Annotated in this window: 15 protein-coding genes; 8 read left to right on the plus strand and 7 right to left on the minus strand. The window is 61.9% G+C overall.

Features of this window, described 5'->3' with window-relative positions; all coding sequences use genetic code 11:
* Window positions 1-7 precede the first annotated feature (7 nt).
* The 6 genes from QRN61_RS11035 to QRN61_RS11060 form a co-directional block, all read right to left on the minus strand.
* The gene (locus tag QRN61_RS11035; protein WP_096797115.1) at window positions 8-640 is read right to left on the minus strand and encodes a response regulator transcription factor; all 633 of its coding nucleotides are present in this window, start codon (window positions 638-640) and stop codon (window positions 8-10) included.
* 144 nt (window positions 641-784) lie between these two features.
* Window positions 785-1,219 (minus strand): chemotaxis protein CheY, encoded by a 435-nt coding sequence (locus QRN61_RS11040; protein WP_096797114.1) that lies wholly within the window; start codon window positions 1,217-1,219, stop codon window positions 785-787.
* A 136-nt stretch (window positions 1,220-1,355) separates the two neighbouring features.
* Window positions 1,356-2,072, minus strand: coding sequence for an MgtC/SapB family protein (locus tag QRN61_RS11045; protein ID WP_007968289.1), 717 nt, complete (start codon window positions 2,070-2,072; stop codon window positions 1,356-1,358).
* A 142-nt stretch (window positions 2,073-2,214) separates the two neighbouring features.
* Window positions 2,215-4,914, minus strand: a complete 2,700-nt coding sequence (gene mgtA / locus QRN61_RS11050) for a magnesium-translocating P-type ATPase (RefSeq protein ID WP_285373777.1) — start codon at window positions 4,912-4,914, stop codon at window positions 2,215-2,217.
* 589 nt (window positions 4,915-5,503) lie between these two features.
* Window positions 5,504-6,838 carry a lysine N(6)-hydroxylase/L-ornithine N(5)-oxygenase family protein gene (locus tag QRN61_RS11055; protein WP_097087697.1) on the minus strand — a complete coding sequence of 445 codons (1,335 nt, stop codon included), beginning with the start codon at window positions 6,836-6,838 and terminating at the stop codon, window positions 5,504-5,506.
* Window positions 6,839-6,972: 134 nt separating this feature from the next.
* A complete protein-coding gene (locus QRN61_RS11060; RefSeq protein ID WP_027614027.1) occupies window positions 6,973-7,455 on the minus strand; it encodes a sigma-70 family RNA polymerase sigma factor in 483 nt (160 codons plus the stop codon).
* A gap of 320 nt (window positions 7,456-7,775) precedes the next feature.
* Here QRN61_RS11060 and QRN61_RS11065 point away from each other — a divergent pair, with 320 nt between their 5' ends.
* From QRN61_RS11065 to QRN61_RS11075, 3 genes are read left to right on the plus strand one after another with little or no spacing between them, the layout of a single operon-like run.
* Window positions 7,776-8,948, plus strand: coding sequence for an efflux RND transporter periplasmic adaptor subunit (locus QRN61_RS11065; protein WP_285373778.1), 1,173 nt, complete (start codon window positions 7,776-7,778; stop codon window positions 8,946-8,948).
* Window positions 8,949-10,922 carry a MacB family efflux pump subunit gene (locus QRN61_RS11070; RefSeq protein WP_027614029.1) on the plus strand — a complete coding sequence of 658 codons (1,974 nt, stop codon included), beginning with the start codon at window positions 8,949-8,951 and terminating at the stop codon, window positions 10,920-10,922.
* Between the two features lie 7 nt (window positions 10,923-10,929).
* On the plus strand, window positions 10,930-12,321 hold the full coding sequence (locus tag QRN61_RS11075; RefSeq protein WP_285373779.1) for an efflux transporter outer membrane subunit: 1,392 nt from the start codon (window positions 10,930-10,932) through the stop codon (window positions 12,319-12,321).
* A 195-nt stretch (window positions 12,322-12,516) separates the two neighbouring features.
* On the opposite strand, the gene pvdP is transcribed toward QRN61_RS11075, so the two are convergent.
* Complete coding sequence (gene pvdP / locus QRN61_RS11080) at window positions 12,517-14,136, minus strand: pyoverdine maturation tyrosinase PvdP (RefSeq protein WP_096797109.1); 1,620 nt, start codon at window positions 14,134-14,136, stop codon at window positions 12,517-12,519.
* Between the two features lie 320 nt (window positions 14,137-14,456).
* On the opposite strand from pvdP, the gene pvdM reads away from it, so the two are divergent.
* The 5 genes from pvdM (at window position 14,457) to QRN61_RS11105 (ending at window position 22,427) form a co-directional block, all read left to right on the plus strand.
* The gene (gene pvdM, locus QRN61_RS11085) at window positions 14,457-15,827 is read left to right on the plus strand and encodes a pyoverdine-tailoring dipeptidase-like protein PvdM (RefSeq protein ID WP_027614032.1); all 1,371 of its coding nucleotides are present in this window, start codon (window positions 14,457-14,459) and stop codon (window positions 15,825-15,827) included.
* Window positions 15,824-17,104: a pyoverdine-tailoring periplasmic protein PvdN gene (gene pvdN / locus QRN61_RS11090; RefSeq protein WP_285373780.1), complete on the plus strand. Its 1,281-nt coding sequence runs from the start codon at window positions 15,824-15,826 to the stop codon at window positions 17,102-17,104. Before pvdM ends, pvdN begins: the two co-directional genes overlap by 4 nt.
* Window positions 17,105-17,142: 38 nt before the next feature.
* Window positions 17,143-18,051 carry a dihydropyoverdine dehydrogenase gene (pvdO, locus tag QRN61_RS11095; RefSeq protein WP_115990295.1) on the plus strand — a complete coding sequence of 303 codons (909 nt, stop codon included), beginning with the start codon at window positions 17,143-17,145 and terminating at the stop codon, window positions 18,049-18,051.
* Between the two features lie 147 nt (window positions 18,052-18,198).
* Window positions 18,199-19,848: a cyclic peptide export ABC transporter gene (locus QRN61_RS11100; protein ID WP_007968743.1), complete on the plus strand. Its 1,650-nt coding sequence runs from the start codon at window positions 18,199-18,201 to the stop codon at window positions 19,846-19,848.
* A gap of 116 nt (window positions 19,849-19,964) precedes the next feature.
* On the plus strand, window positions 19,965-22,427 hold the full coding sequence (locus QRN61_RS11105) for a TonB-dependent siderophore receptor (protein ID WP_183782314.1): 2,463 nt from the start codon (window positions 19,965-19,967) through the stop codon (window positions 22,425-22,427).
* The last annotated feature ends 152 nt before the right edge of the window (window positions 22,428-22,579 follow it).

A 22,579-nucleotide genomic window follows, 5' to 3' on the forward strand; every position in this document is an offset into this window, starting at 1 on the left:
GTGCTACTCAGATCAAATGGTTGCGCTTGGCGAATTCGCGCAAGTACACCGCTGACTTTGAGTGCAGCCCCAGTTTTTTTATCAAGCGGGTTTTGTAGGTGCTGACGGTCTTGTGGCTGAGGAACATTTCAGCGGCGATTTTCTTGTTGGGCTTATCCAGAGCCAACTGCACGAGAATGTTCAGTTCTCGGTTGGAGAGCTCGTCGATCAGCTGTTTTTCGCTGCGGTGCGACGGGGTCGACACAAGGCCGTTATCAGGCAGTGCAGCAAAATAGGAGTAGCCCGACATCAGGGCCTGGACAGCCTTGTGCAATTGCAGCAACTGGTTGGTTTTAGCCACGTAACCCATGGCGCCGCCACGCAGACAACGATCCTGATAGTGCAGCGGATCCTGAGAAGTAAAGATCAGCACTCTGCAGTCGGGGTCGGTGGCCTTGAGCCGCTCCAGCACCTCCAGTCCGCCGACTCCCGGCAGCTTGAGATCGAGTACCACCAGTTTCGGCTTGTGCTCACGGCTCAGCGCCATGGCTTCGCTGGCGCTGGATGCTTCGTGAATCACCTTGAATCTTTCGGCTTCGAGTACGAGTTTCACGGCAGCCCTTACCACCGGATGATCGTCGACGATCAGCGCTGACTTCATGACCGCTCCCAGTGCAAAAACAGGACGATGGCGCCACCGGCATCAGCTGTTACTCACCGGGTTGGCTGCGCAAAGACTGTTACACGGGAAGCAAAGCGTATCTACCTGTCAGATCTGACAGTTGCGCGAAAGGATAATCCGTGCTCAGGCCCGGCGTTGCGCGGCTGGCGCCGGGTTCCAGGCATTTACTGCGCACAACGGGGCAACGTCGACCCGCGCCATCAGGTGCTTGATCGCGGCCGCATTGGGCAAGGCGACATGGCTGATCTGCAGGTTTTCCTGAGCGAAACCGGCGGGTGTCAGCGCCGGTGCCGTGGGTTCGTTATAGATCAGGACGTGGCGCACCTGCGGGTTGTTGAGGAAAAACCCCTGCAGGTCCAGCGATCCGGCCGCCAGCTCGGCGTTGATGACTACGACGTCGAACGGTGCGCAGCCGTAGTCCACCAGGGTCAGCAGCTCAAGCAGACTCTGTACCGGAGCAACCCGGAAGTATTCGAGACCATTGAACAGGCGCTCGATTTTCATCCGGTGAAAATGCTGCGAATCGGCAATCAGGATACGCAGGGCTTTATTGATCATGCTCGATCTCGTGGAGGTGGACGGGTGCGCCAAGACTACGCAAGCCGCAGGAGCAGTTCTGTAGGACTTTTCCTAAAAAACCGGTCATTCATCCGCACTCATGAGCCATGCCGAATGGCTGCCCGACGTTGTTGCCTTATTCGGTGGTACTCGGACTCCAGAACGCCTGCACCACCAGCGCTGAAGTCGAAATCCGCGCCACCAGCGCATCGAGTTCATCGCCGTCGACCGAAGTCGTCGCCAGCGTCGCTTCGATCTCGATTTCGTCGGCACCGAAGGCGTGTACATCGACGTCGCTGGCCGGATAGTTGCTGCGCTCCAGCTCGGCTTCGAGCAGGGCGAACACGGCTTTCTGCTGCGAGCGCCGGGCGATCACGTAAACGATGTTGGTCACTTCGGCCGAGACCACGTCCAGTGGCTGGCGGTTGATGTTGTTGACGATCGGCCGCAGCAAGGTGTTGGCGGCCAGAATGAACAGCGTGCCGAGCACCGCTTCGGCCAGCAGGTCGGCACCGGCGCAGGCGCCAACGGCAGCTGACGTCCACAGGGTCGCGGCGGTGTTGAGGCCGCGCACGTTGCCTTCTTCGCGCATGATCACCCCGGCGCCGAGAAAGCCGATGCCGGAAACCACGTAGGCGACCACCCGCACCGCGCCTTCAGCACCGCCGAGACGGTTGGCCATGTCGACAAAAATCGCCGCGCCGACCGCCACCAGCACGTTGGTGCGCAGACCGGCGGTGCGTTGCCGGTACTGGCGCTCGAAACCGATCAGGCCACCGAGGATGAACGCTGCGCTGAGGCTGACCAGCGTGTCGAGCAAAGAAGTCAGGTTGAGGTTGTTGATGGCTTGCATAGTCTTGTCCTTGAAAACATCCGAATCCCCTGTAGGAGTGAGCCTGCTCGCGATAGCGGTGTGTCAGTCGTTGAAATTTTGACTGACGGATTGCCATCGCGAGCAGGCTCACTCCTACAGAGGGAACAGCGTTGTCCTGTTGTTATTGCCAGCCGAACCGGCGGATGTAGAAGCCTTTCACCGCCTGGGTCAGCGCCATGTACGTCAGCAGGATCATCGGCAGGAACACGAAGTACATCGACGGCAGCGCCTGCAGTTTGAAGTAGTTGGCCAGCGGCCCCATCGGCAGGAAGATTCCGACCGCCATGATGATCCCGGTCATCACCAGCAGCGGCATCGCTGCACGGCTTTGCAGGAACGGAATCTTCGGCGTGCGGATCATGTGCACGATCAGCGTCTGGGTCAGCAGCCCCACCACGAACCAGCCGGACTGGAACAGGGTCTGGTGATCCGGAGTGTTGGCATCGAACACATACCACATCAAGGCGAACGTCAGGATGTCAAAGATCGAACTGATCGGGCCGAAGAACAGCATGAAGCGCCCGACATCAGCCGGCTGCCAGCGTTGCGGCTTCTTCAGCATCTCCTTGTCGACGTTGTCGAACGGAATCGCGATCTGCGAAATGTCGTAGAGCAGGTTCTGTACCAGCAGGTGCATCGGCAGCATCGGCAGGAACGGAATGAACGCACTGGCGACCAGCACCGAGAACACGTTGCCGAAGTTCGAGCTGGCAGTCATCTTGATGTACTTGAGCATGTTGGCGAAGGTCCGCCGCCCTTCGAGCACGCCCTCCTCCAGCACCATCAGGCTCTTTTCCAGGAGGATGATGTCGGCGGCTTCCTTGGCAATGTCCACCGCACTGTCCACCGAGATTCCGATGTCGGCGGTACGCAGCGCCGGCGCATCGTTGATGCCGTCGCCCATGAAACCGACCACATGACCGTTACCCTTGAGGATGCGCACGATGCGTTCCTTGTGCGACGGCGTGAGCTTGGCGAAGACGTTGGTGTTCTCCACCGCCACCGCCAGCTCGGCGTCGCTCATGCGCTCGACATCGTTGCCCAGCAGCAAGCCCTGTTGCGCCAGACCGACTTCACGGCAGATCTTCGCGGTCACCAGTTCGTTGTCACCAGTCAGCACTTTGACCGCGACGCCGTGCTCGGCCAGCGCCTTGAGCGCCGGTGCGGTGCTTTCCTTCGGTGGATCGAGGAAGGCCACATAACCGATCAGCGTCAGTTCCTGCTCATCGGCCAGGCTGTAGGTGTCGCGACCTTCCGGCATCGAGCGGGCAGCCACTGCCACCACGCGCAAGCCTTCAGCGTTGAATGCTGCGGTGACCTGACGAATCCGGGTCAGCAATTCATCGCTCAAGGCTTCCTCGACGTCACCGTGCTGCACACGGGTGCACACCGCCAGCACTTCTTCCACCGCACCTTTGCAGATCAGTTGATGTGGCTGGCCACGCCCTTCGACCACCACCGACATGCGCCGGCGATTGAAGTCGAACGGAATCTCATCGACCTTGCGAAATGCCGTGCCGACTTTCAGTTCACGGTGAATTTCCACATGTTCCAGCACCGCCACGTCGAGCAGGTTTTTCAGCCCGGTCTGGTAGTAGCTGTTGAGGTAGGCCATTTCCAGCACGCCATCGGAGTCTTCACCCCAGACGTCGACATTGCGCGCGAGGAAGATCTTGTCCTGGGTCAGGGTGCCGGTCTTGTCGGTGCACAGCACGTCCATGGCGCCGAAGTTCTGGATCGCGTCCAGACGCTTGACGATGACCTTTTTGCGCGACAGGAACACCGCACCTTTGGCCAGGGTCGAGGTGACGATCATCGGCAGCATTTCCGGGGTCAGGCCCACGGCAATCGACAGCGCGAACAGCAGCGCTTCGGTCCAGTCGCCCTTGGTGAAACCGTTGATGAACAGCACCAGCGGCGCCATGACGAACATGAAGCGGATCAGCAGCCAGCTGACTTTGTTCACGCCCAGCTGGAACGAGGTCACCGCGCGGTCAGTCGCGCCGACCCGCTGCGCCAGCGCGCCGAAATAGGTGCTGTTGCCGGTGGTGAGAATCACCGCCACCGCCGTACCGGACACCACGTTGGTGCCCATGAACAGAATGTTCTCCAGCTCCAGCGGATTGCGTGTGTCGCGGTCGGCCTGACGGGCGAATTTTTCCACCGGCATCGATTCACCGGTCATCGCCGCCTGGCTGACGAACAGATCCTTGGCGCTGAGCACCCGGCAGTCGGCAGGAATCATGTCGCCGGCGGACAGCACGATCAGGTCGCCCGGCACCAGTTGCTTGATCGGCAGTTCGATCCGCGGCTCGTCGCGGCGCATCACCGTGGCGGTGTTGCTGACCATCGCCTTGAGCGCGTCGGCGGCCTGGTTGGATTTGCTTTCCTGCCAGAAGCGCAGCAGCGTCGACAGCACCACCATGGAGAAAATCACCGTGGCGGCTTTCAGGTCTTCGGTCAGCCACGAAATCACCGCCAACAGGGTCAGCAGCAGGTTGAACGGGTTTTTGTAGCAGTGCCACAGGTGGGTCCACCATGGCAGCGGCTGCTCGTGTTCGACTTCGTTGAGGCCGTACTGCGCACGCAGGGCGTCGACTTCAAAGTCAGTCAAACCGTCGGTGTGAGTGCCCAGCGACGACAGCAGTTCACCGCTGTCGCGATGGGCTGCATCGACCAGGGTGTTGGCCAGAGTGGGCGGGACTTCACGGCTGACCGTGGTGTCGTTGATCGATTCCAGCAGCGCCAGACGGCGGAAGTGCCGGGCGATGTGGCGTGTGCGCAGGAAGCCTGCGAAAAATTCCTTGAGCGTAAGTTTCATGGCTGTTGCCCCTATGGTCAGCCGGGAAACCGTCGAGCAGGTACGACCGCGCCTCGTACGCCGGAAAATCCGGCACGGCAAGGCTTGGCGCGCCGATCACAAGGACAGGCGTGTCGATAGGTTTGCGATCGCGACCACACGGTCGAAATCACATACTTTCAGTGTCGATGAGAAGGACGTCGGGACATGGTCTCAACTGACCATGATCGGGATGCCGCTGCTCGCTTTACGGCGAGACAACGGCAGAGAAAGGCTGCGCGTTATCTTGCCGAGAATCTGCCGGTTACCGAGACCGGCCGACAACTGTCACTCGAACAAGTACCCACTGTGGGTCTCCGCTATTGATGAAAACGCGCGAAGCTTACGCCTCGATGATTTGAGAGTAAACCCGCAAAAGGAAGTGTGTCAGGGAATGTGGCGGGTGTTCAGGAAGGGTTCAGGATTCAGATTTCAGGGTGTTTTTGACGGCCCTTCGCGAGCAGGCTCGCTCCCACAGGGGGATCTTCATTGAACACAGATTTTGTGGTCGACAGAGAGCCAATGTGGGAGCGAGCCTGCTCGCGATTGCGGTGTATCAGGCAAAGCAGATTCAGCTGGCAGTCGCCAACAACAGATCTGCCACCGAACGATGCCCACGGTTCTTGCCATGCTCATACAGCGACCCGGCAATCTCGTCGGCACGCACCGGCAATACCGAGAGCAGCGTATCGCTCAGACCATGGCTGGCCTGGCAGAAGCCCTGCATGTACAGACCGGCCTTGCAGCGTTCGTCGGTGATCAGTTTGTAGTTGCGATCGACCTCGAAATCACCGAGGTATTCTTCCAGCGGTGCCAACAGTTTGCGGTGCATCTGCCGCTCGTAACCGGTGGCCAGGACCACGGCGTCATAGATACGCACGGTGACTTCGCCGGTGGCGTTGTTGCGCACCGCCAGTTCGATGCCGCGTTCGGTGGCGGTGGCGCTCTCGACGGTGGTCAGGGTACGGAACGCATGACGGGCAATGCCCGAGACTTTCTGCCGATAGAAGATGCCGTAGATGCGCTCGATCAGGTCGATGTCGACCACCGAGTAGTTGGTGTTGTGGTACTCGTTGACCAGCCGCTCACGCTCGGCGCTGTTTTGCTGGAACACCAGATCGGTGAACTCCGGCGAGAACACTTCGTTGACGAACGGGCTGTCGTCCGCAGGCTTGAGCGCCGAGCCGCGCAGGATCATGTCGACCTGCACCGACGGGAACGAATCGTTCAGATCGATAAAGGCTTCCGCCGCGCTCTGCCCGCCGCCGATGATCGCGATGCTCATCGGCTGGTTGTTCACACACGGCTGTTTGGCCATCTGCGACAGATACTGCGAGTGGTGGAACACGCGGCTGTCACCCTTCAGCGCCTTGAACGCTTCAGGAATTCGCGGCGTGCCACCGGCACTGACCACCACCGAACGCGCAGTGCGCACCAACTGCTGGCCTTCGCTGTCGCGGGAGATCACGCGCAGCGCTTCAACCTGATGGTTGTGCAGCACCGGTTCGATGGTCAGCACTTCTTCGCCATAGCGGCTCTGTTCGGTGAACTGCCCGGCGACCCAGCGCAGGTAGTCGTTGTACTCCATGCGGCACGGGTAGAAGGTGCCGAGGTTGATGAAGTCGACCAGACGGCCGTGGGCCTTCAGGTAATTGACGAACGAGTACGGGCTGGTCGGGTTGCGCAGGGTCACCAGATCCTTGAGGAAGGAAATCTGCAATTCGCTTTGGGTCGACAGGGTGTTGCCGTGCCAGCTGTAGTTGGCCTGCTTGTCGAGGAACAGCACATCCAGCTCGCCGTGGGTCGGGCCGCGCTCTTGCAGAGCGATGGCCAGCGCCAGGTTCGAAGGTCCGAAACCGACGCCGATCAGGTCGTGAACGATGGGCGATGCAATTGCCTGAGTCATTTCCAGTGTCCTCTGGATGAACCCCTCAACAAGGGGAAAGGAGAGCCTAAGTGACCCGACTGGCCTTGAGCAGGACAGCAGGTCGTCTGTTGAGTAGGAACGAGGACAGTGAAATAAAATTTAGCGATGGCGGCTCAATGGGCATCCCATTGTTTGATGCGCAGGCGGCAATGCTTCATCGCATTGACGATGTGTTTTTCCACCAGTGCCTTGGAAATTCCCAGCTGTTCGGCGATCTGCGGGTGCGACAGGCCTTCGATCTTGCGCAGCAGAAAACTGTCGCGGCACAGCGGCGACAATTCCGCCAGGGCGCGCTGGAGCATCTCCAGACGCTGGCCGTGATCGAGAGTGCCATGGGGCGACGGGGTGAAATAGCGCTCTTCGCTGTCGAGCACTTCCAGTGGCTCGACCTGGCGCAAGGCGTTGCGCCGATGATCGTCGATCACCAGATTCAGCGCCGTCCGATAAAGAAAGGCCCGGGGCTGCTCGATGGGCGTGTCGCTGGAGCGTTCCAGAACCCGCACATAAGCGTCATGCACCACATCTTCGGCGACCTGACGGTTGCCGAGCTTGGCGTTCAGGAAACACACCAGCTCGCGATAGTAGTTTTCCAACATGACTCCCGGCCGCATCGATGCGGATTCGATCCTTGAGCACACTGATCGACGGCCCGCGAACACGGGTAGCAAGATAGTGGCAACTGAGGTGCGTAATTTATAGTAATTCTCATATAGATTTAAAGTGGCGTTTGTCGTTGCCCGCTAAATAGTGTCGTTCTATACCTGTAACATCCTGTGTCTTCGCTTAAATTCCCCCGCGTATTCATCGTTTACAGGACAGCTCCCCGTGTCTGTCGCGCCCTGCGACAGCGTTCTGCGGCTGCGCGCTGTGGCGTGCAGCCGGACGACGGGCCGAATTCCACTGGCCGGAACCCTGCATGAAACGTCCCCGCCCCGCTCGACGCGCCCTGCTCGCAGTCCTATGTCTGATTCCCGTTGTTGCCTACGCCGCGTGGCAAATCATGCCGCCGGGCCGCGAGCGCTTCGCCACCGTGCAAGTCAGCCGTGGCGACATCGAGAGCAGCGTCACCGCGCTGGGCACCCTGCAACCGCGCCGGTATGTCGATGTCGGCGCGCAGGCCTCCGGGCAGATCCAGAAGATCCACGTCGAAGTCGGTGACGTGGTCAAGGAAGGTCAACTGTTGGTGGAAATCGATCCGTCCACGCAGAAGGCCAAACTCGACGCCGGGCGCTTCTCCATCGAAAACCTCAAGGCGCAATTGCAGGAGCAGCGCGCCCAGCATGAGCTGGCGCGGCAGAAGTATCAGCGGCAGCAGAATCTCGTGGCCGGCGGCGCCACCCGTGAAGAAGACGTGCAAACCGCCCGCGCCGAACTGAAAGCCACTCAGGCCCGCGTCGACATGTTCCAGGCGCAGATCCGCCAGGCTGAGGCGAGCCTGCGCAGCGATCAGGCCGAACTCGGCTACACGCGGATCTACGCGCCGATGGCCGGCACCGTGGTTGCCCTCGACGCCCGCGAAGGCCAGACCCTCAACGCGCAACAGCAGACGCCGCTGATCCTGCGCATCGCCAAGCTGTCACCGATGACCGTGTGGGCCGAGGTTTCCGAGGCTGACATCGGTCACGTCAAACCGGGCATGACCGCCTACTTCACCACCCTCAGCGGCGGTCAGCGGCGCTGGAGCAGCACCGTACGGCAGATTCTGCCGGTGCCGCCCAAGCCACTGGATCAGACCAGCCAGGGCGGCGGCAGCCCGGCCAGCGCCAGCAAAAGCGGCAGCGCCCGCGTTGTGCTGTACACGGTTTTGCTCGACGTCGATAACGCCGACAACGCCTTGATGGCCGAGATGACCACTCAAGTGTTTTTCGTCGCCAGTCAGGCCAAAGGCGTGCTCACCGCGCCGGTCGCCGCGTTGCAGGGCAGCACCACGGCCAACCTGCAAACCGCGCAGGTGGTGGCGGCCAACGGCGAGATTCAGCAGCGCGAGGTGCGCACCGGCATCAGCGACCGGCTCAAAGTGCAGATTGTCGACGGCCTCAACGAAGGCGATCACCTGCTGATCGGCCCGGTCGACGGCAGCGGAGGCTGAATGCAAACGCCTCTGATCGATCTGCAGGACATTCGCAAATCCTACGGCGGCGGTGACGCGCCTGAAGTTCACGTGTTGCGCGGCATCGACCTGTCGATTCACGCTGGTGAATTCGTGGCGATTGTCGGCGCTTCCGGCTCCGGCAAATCGACCCTGATGAATATCCTCGGCTGCCTCGACCGCCCGACCTCCGGCGAGTACCGCTTCGCCGGGGAAAACGTTGCCGGCCTCGACAGCGACGAGCTGGCCTGGCTGCGTCGCGAAGCCTTTGGATTTGTGTTCCAGGGCTATCACCTGATTCCGTCCGGCTCGGCCCAGGAAAACGTCGAGATGCCGGCGATCTATGCCGGCACCCCGGCCGCCGAACGTCACGCCCGCGCCGCTGCCCTGCTCGACCGCCTCGGTCTGGCCTCGCGCACCGGCAACCGCCCGCATCAGTTGTCCGGTGGCCAGCAGCAACGGGTGTCGATTGCCCGGGCGTTGATGAACGGCGGCCACATCATCCTCGCCGACGAACCCACCGGCGCCCTCGACAGCCACAGCGGCAAAGAGGTGATGGCGCTGCTCGACGAACTGGCGAGTCAGGGCCACGTGGTGATCCTCATCACCCACGATCGCGAAGTCGCAGCCCGAGCCAAACGCATCATCGAAATCCGCGACGGCCTGATCATCAGCGACAGCGCCCGCGACAATCCCCACGCCCAGACCAGCGCCAACCCCGGCGCGCTGCAAGCGGTGGATCTGCGCCAGCGTCTGGCCGACGGCGCCGAAGCCACTGGCGCGTGGAAAGGTGAACTGGTCGATGCCCTGCACGCGGCGTGGCGGGTGATGTGGATCAACCGCTTTCGCACGGCGCTGACCCTGCTCGGGATCATCATCGGCGTGGCGTCGGTGGTGGTGATGCTGGCGGTCGGTGAAGGCAGCAAACGCCAGGTGATGGCGCAGATGGGCGCCTTCGGTTCAAACATTATTTACCTCAGCGGCTCGGCGCCCAACCCGCGCACGCCGCCGGGGATCATCACCCTCGACGATGTGCACGCGCTGGCCAGCTTGCCGCAAGTGCAGCGGATCATGCCGGTCAACGGCGCCGAGGCCGGCGTACGTTACGGTAATGCCGACCACCTGAGTTACGTCGGTGGCAACGACACCAACTTCCCGGCGATCTTCAACTGGCCGGTGGTGCAAGGCAGTTACTTCACCGAGGCCGATGAGCAGAACGCTGCAGCCGTCGCGGTGATCGGCCACAAAGTCCGCAGCAAACTGCTTAAGGATGTGCCGAACCCGATCGGCCAATTCATCCTGATCGAGAATGTGCCGTTCCAGGTGGTCGGCGTACTCGCAGAAAAAGGCGCCAGCTCCGGCGACTCCGACAGTGATAACCGCATCGCCATCCCCTATTCGGCGGCCAGCGTCCGGCTGTTCGGCACGCGCAATCCGGAATACGTGGCCATTGCCGCCGCCGACGCGCGTAAGGTCAAGGACACCGAGCAGGCCATCGAGCAACTGATGCTGCGCCTGCACAACGGCAAGAAGGATTTCGAACTGACCAACAACGCCGCGATGATTCAGGCCGAGGCGCGCACCCAGAACACCCTGTCGCTGATGCTCGGTTCGATTGCGGCGATTTCGCTGCTGGTCGGCGGCATCGGCGTGATGAACATCATGCTCATGACCGTGCGCGAGCGGACTCGCGAGATCGGCATTCGCATGGCCACCGGCGCCCGCCAGCGCGACATCCTCCGGCAGTTCCTCACCGAAGCGGTGATGCTCTCGGTGGTCGGCGGCATTGCCGGGATCGCCCTGGCGCTGATCGTCGGCGGCGTGCTGATCCTCAGCGAAGTGGCCGTGGCTTTTTCCTTGATGGCGGTACTCGGCGCCTTCGGCTGCGCCCTGGTCACCGGTGTTGTCTTCGGCTTCATGCCTGCCCGCAAAGCTGCCCGGCTCGACCCGGTCACAGCCCTTACCAGTGAATGATCGATTTATGAAACCGCGCCTCAGCCTGTTGACCGTGTGCCTGATCCTCAGTGCCTGCGGCAGTCCCGCTCAACGCCCGGACAGCGGTGTGCAGGCGCCTGCTGCCTGGCAATCGCCCCATTACGCCAGCGTTGCCCGCAACAACCCACAATGGTGGACGCAATTTGGCAGCCCGGAACTGGATCGCCTGATCGAACAGGCTCGCGTCGGCAGTTTCGACCTCGCGGCCGCCGTTGCTCGAGTGCATCAGGCGCAGGCAGGCACTGTCATCGCTGGCGGCTCTCAGTTGCCGGAGGTCAAGGCCGGCCTGAATGCCAATCGGCAGAAACTGCTGCGCGGCAATGGCTACAGCCAACTCGATGCCAACAGCAGCAACAAGGCGGTGGACTATTTCGATACCAACCTGAGCGCCACCTACGAAATCGATTTCTGGGGCGGCAAACGCGCCTCGCGCGACAGTGCGCAGTTCGCTCTGCAGGCCAGCGAATTCGACCGGGCGACGGTCGAACTGACATTGCTCAGCGGCGTTGCCAGCACGTATGCGCAAACCTTGTCGCTACGCGAGCAGAGCCGCATCGCCGAACTCAATCTGGCCAACGCGCAAAGCGTGCTGAAACTGGTGCAGACGCGGTTTGATTCAGGCTCAGCCACCGCGCTGGAACTGGCGCAACAGAAGAGCCTGGTCGCCGCCCAGCAATGGCAATTGCCGCGCGTGCAACAGCAAGCCCAGGACGCGCTGATCAGCCTCGCCGCCCTGCTTGGCCGACCGGTGCAGCAACTGTCGACGACAGAGTCCTTCGATCACCTGCAATGGCCAGACATCGCCGCTGGCGTGCCCAGCGAGTTGCTCACGCATCGTCCGGACATCGCACGCGCCGAAGCCCAACTGGCCGCCGCCGAAGCTGACGTCAAAGTCGCTCGCGCGGCCATGTTGCCGGCACTGACCCTGACCGCCCAACTCGGCTCGGGCGCCAATCAGTTCGACGATTTGATCCGCAGCCCTTTCTACAACCTGACCGCCGGACTGGTCGCACCGATTTTCAATAACGGTCGCCTCGGCGCTGAACGCGACAAGGCCTCTGCGCGCCAGCAAGAGCTGCTGGAAACTTACCGTGGGGCGATCATCAACGGTTTCGCCGATGTGGAAAAAGCGCTCAATAGCATTCGCCGCCTGGATGAGCAGCGGTTGTGGCAGAACGAAGAACTGAATCAGGCGCAGACCGCATTCGACATCGCGCAGAGCCGCTACCAGGCCGGCGCTGAAGACTTGCTGACCGTGTTGGAAACCCAGCGCACGCTGTACGCGGCCCAGGATCAGCATGCACAACTGCGGCTGTCACGAGTGCAGGCCAGCATTGCGTTGTACAAGGCGCTTGGCGGCGGGTGGCAGACGCTGTAATCGAATGAACACGACAACCCTGTGGGAGCTGGCTTGCCAGCGATGAGGCCAGCACTCCCGACATCAATGTTGCCTGACCCAATGCTATCGCTGGCAAGCCAGCTCCCACATTGATTGACGGTGTTGCCGCTATCTCGGGCTGACACATAACCCTGTGGGAGCGAGCCTGCTCGCGAATGATCGATGACGCAGCCCTCAAGTCGGGCTGGTTTTAGGCTTCAGATTGCGCGCATACCATGGCCGTTGCGGCACGCGGCGGAACAGGCCGGCGAGTTTTTCCTCGTCGGTGATGAAGGTGATGCGCAGCGCCAGCTTCATGGTTTCCGGATCCATCTCCACCGACTTGCCCATCTGCAATCCCGGCGTGGTGCTGCAGCCATGGGTGATCGGCCCGAGCCACGGGTCGTCGACTTCCACCCAGCGCCCCGGGGCAAACCATGGCACGCCATTGACCTGCAGCCGCGTGACTTCGCCCGGATGGAACCGCTCGTGGGCGCGGAACCAGTCCTCGATGCGATCATCGATCCAGCCATGGAAATGCCAGAACGTCGGGTTGACGTGGGAAGAAAACGGATCGCCGAGAAAGTCGTTTTCGGCGTTGTACCAGCGGGCCGCGAAGTCCGCCGGATCGCGGGCAAACGGCACCGGCTGACCGTTGGACGGATCGCGTGGCACGGAGGCCCAGCGCATGTGCAGCCAGTCATGCAGGCCCAGCTCGACTTCGGAGCCGAACTGGCCGAGGGTGAGCCGGGCCAGATACGCCGGATCGCGGTACTGCGACTCCCAGACCTGGAAGTTGCTTTCGTAGGTTTCGGCAGTCTTGATGTCGCTGACCCACTGGCTGAATTCGTCATCGCCCGCCGCCGTCCAAGTGGGCGGCAAGGCCGTGCCGTCGTGGTTGTCGAAATAGCGGGCGAAGCCGACGCGGTCGCGGATCAGCTCCGGCTGCGGCAGCGGGAAAAACGCCCAGGATGGCAGATCCTGCATCGAGCGCGCCGTCCCGAGCATGTGCCGGTGCATGAAGAAAAAGTCCACGCCCGAGCCATTGCGATCCTTGCGCGGGCCTCGGGCATCGCGCTCCTTGTCACGCGGGCCGGGCTGCCAGCCGATGCCGCGCAAGGCCTCGCGCTTGTCCTCGGGCAGTTTGTGCCACTTGTCCCGGGTCGCATGCCACAACTGGTGAAACAGGCGATGCTCGGGAGAGATCAACCACGCCAGCAACGTCGGGTTGAGCGGCGTGCGCTCGCGCGCTTCGGGAAACAGCCGCTTGACGGCGACGAAGCGGTTGTCCTGCGCCGGCAAGGCCAGCGCTCGATCCAGGCGCAAAGCCTTGCCGCTGAGGGTGCCACTGCCGGCATTGCCGAAGTCGGCCCAGACCTCATCGAGGATCATCTCCAGCTCATAGCTGATCTGGCCATCAGCGCCGATCAGGCGCCAGCTCAGTTTCGCCGCATCGGCTTTCGCGAGGTCGCCCAGAATTCGATAACGCGGTGTTTCAGCGGAACGCAGGCGCTCGGGCGTGTCGAGAAAACCGCACACGCCGCGTCCCTTCTGGCCGATGTCGAGAAACACTTGCAGGCCCTTGAGCGGCAAGCCTTCGAGGCCGGCATCGGCACCTTCGAAACGGATATCCCACACCCCGCGCAACGCATTCGCCAGGCGCTGCCCGGCCATATCCGCGACATCGAAAGACGCTTCGCCCGGGGTGATCGTCGGGTCCGGCTTCGTCCATTCACGATGCCCGAAATACGCCGCAGGCACGGCAGCGCCGGTCAGCGCCAGGCCCGCCATGAACCATCGTCGAGAAATCTTCATTGCCCTACCTGTGTCAGCCATGAAGCAGGCTTTATCCAAGCTAGAACGTTTGTTGCCCCGACAAATTTAACGCGCCCGGCGATGATGACTTGTGGCGAGGGGATTCATCCCCGATGAGTTGCGAAGCAACTCCCATCCGACGCTGGCGGCGACACCAGAAGGGACAGCGCTGGCAGGCTTTGCGAGCGCTTCGCACTCGATCGGGGATAAATCCCCTCGCCACAGCACCAGGCTTAAATTTTGCCGCCAACCACTCGTTCCTCCCAGATAGCGAAGGCCTCCGCGCCTGCAACTCGATGGCGAACCTGACTGAGATGGCAATGACAAAACCACGTTCGAAAAAGGCTCTATTCATCGGCCTGCCGTTGGCCCTGGCGATCAGCGCCGGCGCAGGCTTTGCCGTGTGGCATCACTGGTTCAAGGACGACCTCGGCTACCCGGCCAAAGTCATGAAGCAGGCCGATGAGCTGCACGAACGCATGCTCTCTTTCGACAGCCATGTCAGCCTGACGCAAAATTTCGGCACCGACGGCCACGAAGCCGACAAGGACGGCGACGGCCAGTTCGACCTCGCCAAGGCCAACCGTGGACGCCTGTCCGGCGCCGCCCTGACCATCTTCGGCTGGCCGGAAATGTGGAACGGCCCGAACGCTCCGCACAAGCCGACCCCCGGCTTCGTCGACGAGGCGCGCAACCAGCAGGAAATCCGCTTCAAGATCATCTCCGGGATGGTTCGCGACTACCCTAATCAGGTGGCCATCGCCTACACCCCCGACGACTTCCGGCGCCTGCACGGCGAAGGCAAGTTCGCGATTTTCATCAGCATGCTCAACGCCTATCCGCTGGGCCACGACCTCAACCTGCTGGACCTGTGGACCGCGCGCGGCATGCGCATGTTCGGTTTCAGCTACATCGGCAACAACGACTGGGCGGATTCGTCGCGGCCGCTGCCATTTCTCAATGATTCGCCGGACGCCCTCGACGGTCTCTCGGATCTGGGCAAGCAGGCGGTCAAGCGCCTCAACGATCTGGGCGTGATCATCGACGTCTCGCAAATGTCGACCAAAGCCCTCGAACAAGTTGCGCAACTGAGCCGCACGCCGCTGGTAGCCTCGCATTCGGCGCCACGTGCGATGGTCGACATTCCGCGCAACCTCAGCGACAAGGAAATGCAGCTGATCAAAAACAGCGGCGGCGTGGTACAGATCGTCGCGTTCTCGCAGTACCTGCGCCCGCTCACCCAGCAAACCCAGGACAAGCTCAACGAGATGCGCAAGGACTTCGACCTGCCGCCGCTGCCGAACCTGGCGATGGCGCTGATGCCCGGCGACCCGATCATTGCGGCGTGGTCCGAGCAGAAGTTCGGCCAGTACGCCAGTCGCCTGTACGGCATCCTCGAAGAAGAACCGAAAGCCAGCCTCAAGGACCTGGGCGATGCCATCGATTACGCGGTGCGCAAGATCGGCATCGACCATGTCGGCATCAGCTCCGACTTCAACGAAGGTGGTGGCGTCAAAGGCTTCGAGAACGTCGGCGAAATTCGCAACGTCACCGCCGAGCTGATCTCACGCGGTTACTCCGAAGCGGACATCGCCAAGCTCTGGGGCGGCAACTTCCTGCGGGTCTGGGATCAGGTCGAGAAAGCCGCGAAACCGGCACTGGCCGCTGCGCCGGGAACTGCCCAGCCATGAGCAATCGTCGTGAGTTCTTGAAGCAGGCGGGGATTCTCGCGGCGGCGCTGCCACTGGGCGCGAGCCTGCCGAATGTCGCCTGTGCCGCGAACGCCGCGCCCGCGACCGGCAACAAGTGGACGCGGTTGCAGCAGCTGTTCGATCAGGATCCAGCGTATCTGCACTTCTCCAACTTTCTGATCACCTCGCACCCGAAACCGGTGCGCGAGGCGATTGAACGACACCGCGCCGCCCTCGACAAAAATCCCGGCCTGGCCATGGATTGGGACCTCGGCGTGATCGAACAGCGCGAGGAGAACGTGCGGGTCTGGGCCGGACGCTACCTGCAAGCCGACGCCAAACAGATCGCCCTGACCGGCAGCACCACCGAAGGTCTGGCGACGATCTACGGCGGCGTGCACGTGCGCCCCGATCAGGAAATCCTCACCACTGAACACGAGCACTACGCGACCCACACCATCCTCGCCCTGCGTAGCGAACGCGACGGCACCCGGGTGCGCAAAATTCGTCTGTTCAAGGATTCGTACAGCGCCAGCAAAGCAGAAATCCTTGCTGCCATCGACGGCGCCATCCGCCCCGAAACCCGGGTGCTGGGCATGTGCTGGGTGCATTCGGGCAGCGGCATGAAACTGCCCATCGGTGAAATCGGCGCCATCGTCGACAAGCACAACCGCGGTCGCAGCGACGCTGACCGCATCGTTTACGTGGTCGACGGGGTGCATGGCTTCGGCGTGGACAACCTGAACTTCGCGCAGATGAACTGCGACTTCTTCATTGCCGGCACCCACAAATGGATGTTCGGCCCACGTGGCACCGGCATCGTCTGCAGCCGCTTCGCCGAAGTCAGATACGTTACCCCGATCATTCCGACGTTCTCCGAAGCCACGGCGTTTTCCACCACCATGACGCCCGGTGGCTACCACTCGTTCGAGCACCGCTGGGCGCTGGACGAAGCGTTCAAATTGCATCTTGAGCTGGGCAAGGCCGAGGTCGAGGCGCGCATTCACGCGCTCAACAGCTACCTGAAACAACGCCTGCAGCAACGGCCGCAGATCGAACTGGTCACGCCACTGAGCCCTGAGCTGTCCGCCGGTTTCACCTTCTTCCGGGTCAAGGGCAAGGACAGCGACAAGATCGCCGCGCACCTGATGGCCAACCGCGTGGTGGCCGATGCCGTGCACCGCGACGTCGGCCCGGTGATTCGCACCGCGCCGGGGCTGCTCAACGACGAAGAGCAAATCGACCGCTTGCTGGCCGTGCTCGACCAGGCCCTGTGAATCCGGGCGATCCCCTTTTCCTTTTAGCGAGACTCGCAATGAACAGTGAACTGCGTCGATTTTCCTTGAAGGCGCTGCCGGCGCTGATGCTCACCGCCCTCGCCGCCGGCCTGCTGCCGGGCGCCGCGCAGGCCGCCACTCCGCCTGCGCCGGGCAAGGTGTTCAAGGACTGCAAGGACTGCCCGGAAATGGTCGTGCTGCCCACCGGCACGTTCACCATGGGCACCCCGGAGGATGAGGTCGGCCGCGAGCCGGATGAAGGGCCGCTGCACCCGGTGACGTTTGCCAAACCGCTGGCGATCAGCCGTTTCCAGATTCTGCGCGGCGAGTGGGACGCCTACCTCAAGGACAGCGGCTACACAATGCCCGACGGCGACACTCGTCCCGGTCGCGCCTGCAAGGCCGGGATCCCGGATTATCAGGGCAGCGACCCGCGCAAGCAGTACACCGACAAGCACCCGGCGGTGTGCATGGATTTCCCGGAGGTCGAAGCGTACGTGGCCTGGCTGTCGAAGAAGACCGGCCAGCAATACCGGCTGGTCAGCGAGTCGCTGCGTGAATACGCCGCCCGCGCCGGCAGCACGGGGCCGTTCCCCTTCCCGTTTGACGAAGGCAAGGAATACAGCATCGCCAAACACGCCAACACCTATGGCGCCGCCGATGGCTACAACTTCACCGCGCCGGCCGGCAGCTTCCCGGCCAACGCCTTCGGCGTCTACGACATGCACGGCAATATTTATGAGTGGACCGCCGATTGCTACAACGAGAACTACGTTGGCGCGCCAAGCGACGGCAGTGCCTGGTTGAGCGGCAAATGCGAAGTGCGGCGCATCCGTGGCAACGACTGGGGCGAGGCACCGGTGTTCTCGCGTTCGGGCAACCGCAACGCCACCTACACCGACACCCGTGGCGACTGGATCGGCTTCCGGGTCGCCCGCGATCTGTAACGCCATCGCCCGGCTAAATTAGCCGTCCTGCCAGTCGTTCTAAAAGTGGGCGCGATCCTCCATGGCGCGCCCACCGCCCTCTACGTCATCCAGGCGAACCGCCCGAGCAGTGCCGGTGTTCGCCGCTCCTTCAAGCAGGGAACCTCCATGAGCAAACCAACACGCGGGGTGATCAATGAATTGTTCGCCCTGCTCAAACCCTTTCGACTGATCGTCAGCGTGTCGATCCTGCTCGGCATGGTCGGTGGCCTGAGCGTCACCGCGCTGCTGGCGACCATCAACAACGTGCTGCACGCCGAGGGCGCACTGACCAGCACGATGGTCGCGGTGTTCGCCGGCCTGTGCCTGCTGGCGCTGACCAGCTCGATCTTTTCCGACATCGGCACCAATTTCGTCGGCCAGCACATCATCGCCAAATTGCGCAAAGAGCTGGGCGAGAAAGTCCTCTCGGCGCCGATCGAGCAGATCGAGCGCTATCGCAGCCATCGGCTGATTCCGGTGCTGACCCACGATGTCGACACCATCAGCGACTTCGCTTTCGCCTTTGCGCCGCTGGCGATTTCCCTGACCGTAACCCTTGGTTGCATGGGCTACCTGGCGATGTTGTCGTGGCCGATGTTCCTGATGATGGCCGTGGCGATCCTGATCGGCACGGTCATTCAGTACATCGCACGCGGGCGTGGCATGCAGGGTTTCCTCAAGGCCCGCGACTACGAAGACGAGTTGCAGAAGCACTATCACGCAGTCGCCGAGGGCGCCAAGGAACTGCGCATCCACCGCCCGCGCCGGCATCGCATGTTCGTCTCGGGCATCGAAGGCACGGCCGACAAGATCTGCGACACGCAGGTGCGTTCGGTGAACATTTTCGTGGTCGCCAAGACCTTGGGGTCGATGCTGTTCTTCGTGGTGATCGGCCTGGCGCTGGGCCTGCAATCGCTGTGGCCGAGCGCCGACAAAGCGGTGATGAGCGGCTTCGTACTGGTGCTGCTGTACATGAAAGGGCCGCTGGAACACATCATTGGCACCTTGCCGATCGTCAGTCGTGCGCAAATCGCGTTCCGCCGGATCGCCGACCTGTCCGAGCAATTCTCCTCGCCCGAGCCGCACCTGCTGCTCAGTGATCAGGGCCATCAAAAGACCCCGGTGCACAGCCTGGAGCTGACCGATGTCTCGTACAGCTTCCCGACGGTAGAAGGTGCCAAGCCGTTCCGGTTGGGGCCGGTGAACCTGAAAATCGAACAAGGCGACATCATTTTCATCGTCGGCGAAAACGGCTGCGGCAAGACCACGCTGATCAAGTTGCTGCTGGGCCTGTACGCGCCACAGCAAGGCGAAATCCGCCTCAACCAGCAGCTCGTCGATGCCGCCAACCGCGACGATTACCGCCAGTTGTTCACCACGATTTTCGCCGACTATTACCTGTTCGACGACGTGGTCCAGGGCGATACGCATATCCCGGAAGACGCCAACCAATACCTGGAGCGCCTGGAAATTGCGCACAAGGTCAGTGTGCGTGACGGCTCGTTCACCACCACCGACCTGTCCACCGGCCAGCGCAAGCGTCTGGCCCTGATCAATGCCTGGCTGGAAGAGCGTCCGGTGCTGGTGTTCGACGAGTGGGCCGCCGATCAGGACCCGACCTTCCGGCGAATTTTCTACACCGAGCTGCTGCCGGACCTGAAGCGTCTGGGCAAGACCATCATCGTCATTTCCCACGACGATCGCTACTTCGATGTAGCAGACCAACTGGTGCGCATGAGCGCCGGCAAAGTGGTCACTGAGCTGCAACCCGCCTGACTGTGAAAAATTTGTAAAAAAATTGCGTTGAGCTTTCCGGTTTTCGGAAGGCTCAACGTCTTACTAACAGTTAATAGAAATAGTTCTCAGTCAACACTTTGAAGAGTAGAAGAACAATGCCCGCACCGCACGGACTCCACCCGCTCGCCAAGGCCCTGCTGATCCGCCGCTCCTTCCGTTGCACCTTGCCCGCGTTCTGCGCCATGGCCCTGACTGTGCCGATGATCGGCCAGGCCCAGGCCGCCGCCGTGGCGATCAATATTCCTGCACAGTCGCTGGGGAGCGCGTTGCAGGAATTCGGTCGCCAGACCAACCTCCAAGTGCTGTACAGCCCGGATGAAGTCAGTGGCCTGCGCAGCAGCGCCGTCAGTGGCAACCTGGAACCGACCGCCGCCATCGCGCAACTGCTGCAAGGCACCAACATCGCCTACAGCGTCGAAGGCAACAACGTCGCCTTGCGTTCGCGCAGCACCGGCGGTGCCAGCCTCGATCTGGCCCCGACCAGCATTTCCGCCACCGCCGAATCGGCCTGGGGCCCGGTAGACGGGATCGTCGCCAAGCGCAGCGCCACCGGTTCGAAGACCGATTCGTCGCTCAAGGAAATCCCGCAGACCATCAACGTCGTCACTCAAGACGAAATCAAGATGCGCGGCTCGAAGACCGTCACCGAGGCTCTGCAGTACACGCCGGGCATGACCGGCGGCGGTTTCTCGGACCGGGTGAAGATCTTCGACGAACCGACGTCCCGTGGCTTCTCCCCTACTCCGCTGTACCTCGACGGCCTGCACATGCCTTACGGCGGCGGCAGCACCGGTGGTTCGCTGCAGATCGACCCGTACACCCTGGAGCGCGTCGAAGTGCTCAAGGGCCCGGCCTCGGTGCTGTACGGCCAGAACCAGCCGGGCGGTATCGTCAACATGGTCAGCAAGCGTCCGACCGCGACCCCGCTGCACGAAGTGAAGCTCGGTGGCGGCAGCTATGACCGCAAGTACGGTGCCTTCGACCTCGGCGGTCCGATCGACGATCAAGGCGAATTTCTCTATCGCCTGACCGGTGTGGTCAACGACAGCGGCTCGGCCATCGACTACGCCAGCCAGAACCGCATGCTGCTGGCGCCAAGCCTGACCTGGCTGCCCAACGACCAGACCACCATCACCGTGTTCGGTCAGTACCAGAAAGACCACGATGTACCGGAAGCCCAAGGCCTGCCGGCCAACGGCACCGTGCATCGCAGCCAGGCCGGGCGCATCAGCCGCAGCCTGTTCCTCGGCGAGCCGGACGTGAACAAGTACCACCGCGAGCAGTTCGTCGTCGGTTACGAGATCGCTCACGAACTCAACGATGTCTGGACTCTGAAGCAAAACGCGCGTTACGCCGACATCAACGACCAGTACGTGGCGCCGCTGCACGGTTATGCGTTCCCGACCAACCCGGTTACCGGCCTCAACGACGGCAGCTACCAGAGCCGTTATGCGGTGGACTGGTCGCAGCACAACAAGGTCTACGGCATCGATAACATCGCCCAGGCCAAGTTCCACACCGCCGACGTCGAGCACACTGTGCTGCTGGGCGTGGACTACTACCACTACAATTCGAAATTCCTCGGCCTGTACGACCGCACCGCTCCAGGTCTGGACCTGTACAACCCGGTGTATGGCAGCCAGATCAATTTCCGTCAGCCGTACAAATGGGACAACACCATCACCCAGACCGGCCTGTACGCTCAGGATCAACTGCGCTGGAACCAGTGGTTCCTGACCCTCGGCGGTCGTTATGACTTCGCCGAAACCGACAACAAGCAACCGCTGAGCGGCGGCCACAGCAACCAGAAGGACGAGAAGTTCACCGGTCGTGCCGGCCTGGGCTACGAGTTCGACAACGGCATCACGCCGTACGTCAGCTACGCCGAATCGTTCCTGCCGCAAACCGGTACCGACATGAGCGGCAGCGCCTTCGAACCGACCACCGGCAAGCAGTACGAAGTCGGCGTCAAGTACGAGCCGAAGTCGATTGACGGCTTCATTCAGCTGTCGGCGTACCAGATCGACCAGGACAATATGCTCACCACCGATCTCAACAACCCGGGCTTCAGCACCCAGAGCGGCTCCGTGCGTTCGCGCGGTATCGAGCTGGAAGGCAAGGTCAACGTCACCCGCAACCTGCGCGTGCTGGCGGCGGTGTCGCGTAACCAGACCAAGTGGGAGAAGGACAACGACGGTCGCGAAGGTCGCACTCTGGCCATGCGTCCACCGCTGACCGCCTCCGCGTGGGTCAATTACGACTTCGACATCTCCACCGCCCTCGCCGGTTTCGGCATGGGCCTGGGCGCCCGTTACGTGCGCAGCAGCTACGGTTCGGATTACGAGTCGGACTCGTTCCAGATTCCGTCCTACACCGTGTATGACGCCATGGTCTCTTACGACCTGGAAAAATCGCCGCTGCATGTCAAAGGCGTGAAGCTGCAAGCCAACCTGCAAAACCTCACCGACGAGAAATACGTGGCCGCGTGCAACGGTACCCTCGACTGCTATTACGGCGAAGGCCGGACCATGACTGCTGACGTGACCTATAACTGGTAATACGTTTAGCGCTCACTGAAACGCCGGCATTTTGCTGGCGTTTTTTTTGGGGACTTGGCGGCCTTTGGGCCGACCAGGCTCTTGGGGTTTTGGGTGAATATCCGTTGCTTCGGGTGCTGCCGCTGGCGGTTTCGCTCTTACAGCGAGTCACC

Origin of the sequence: Pseudomonas sp. lyk4-TYG-107, assembly GCF_030209055.1 — a bacterium.
GTDB lineage: Bacteria > Pseudomonadota > Gammaproteobacteria > Pseudomonadales > Pseudomonadaceae > Aquipseudomonas > Aquipseudomonas putida_A.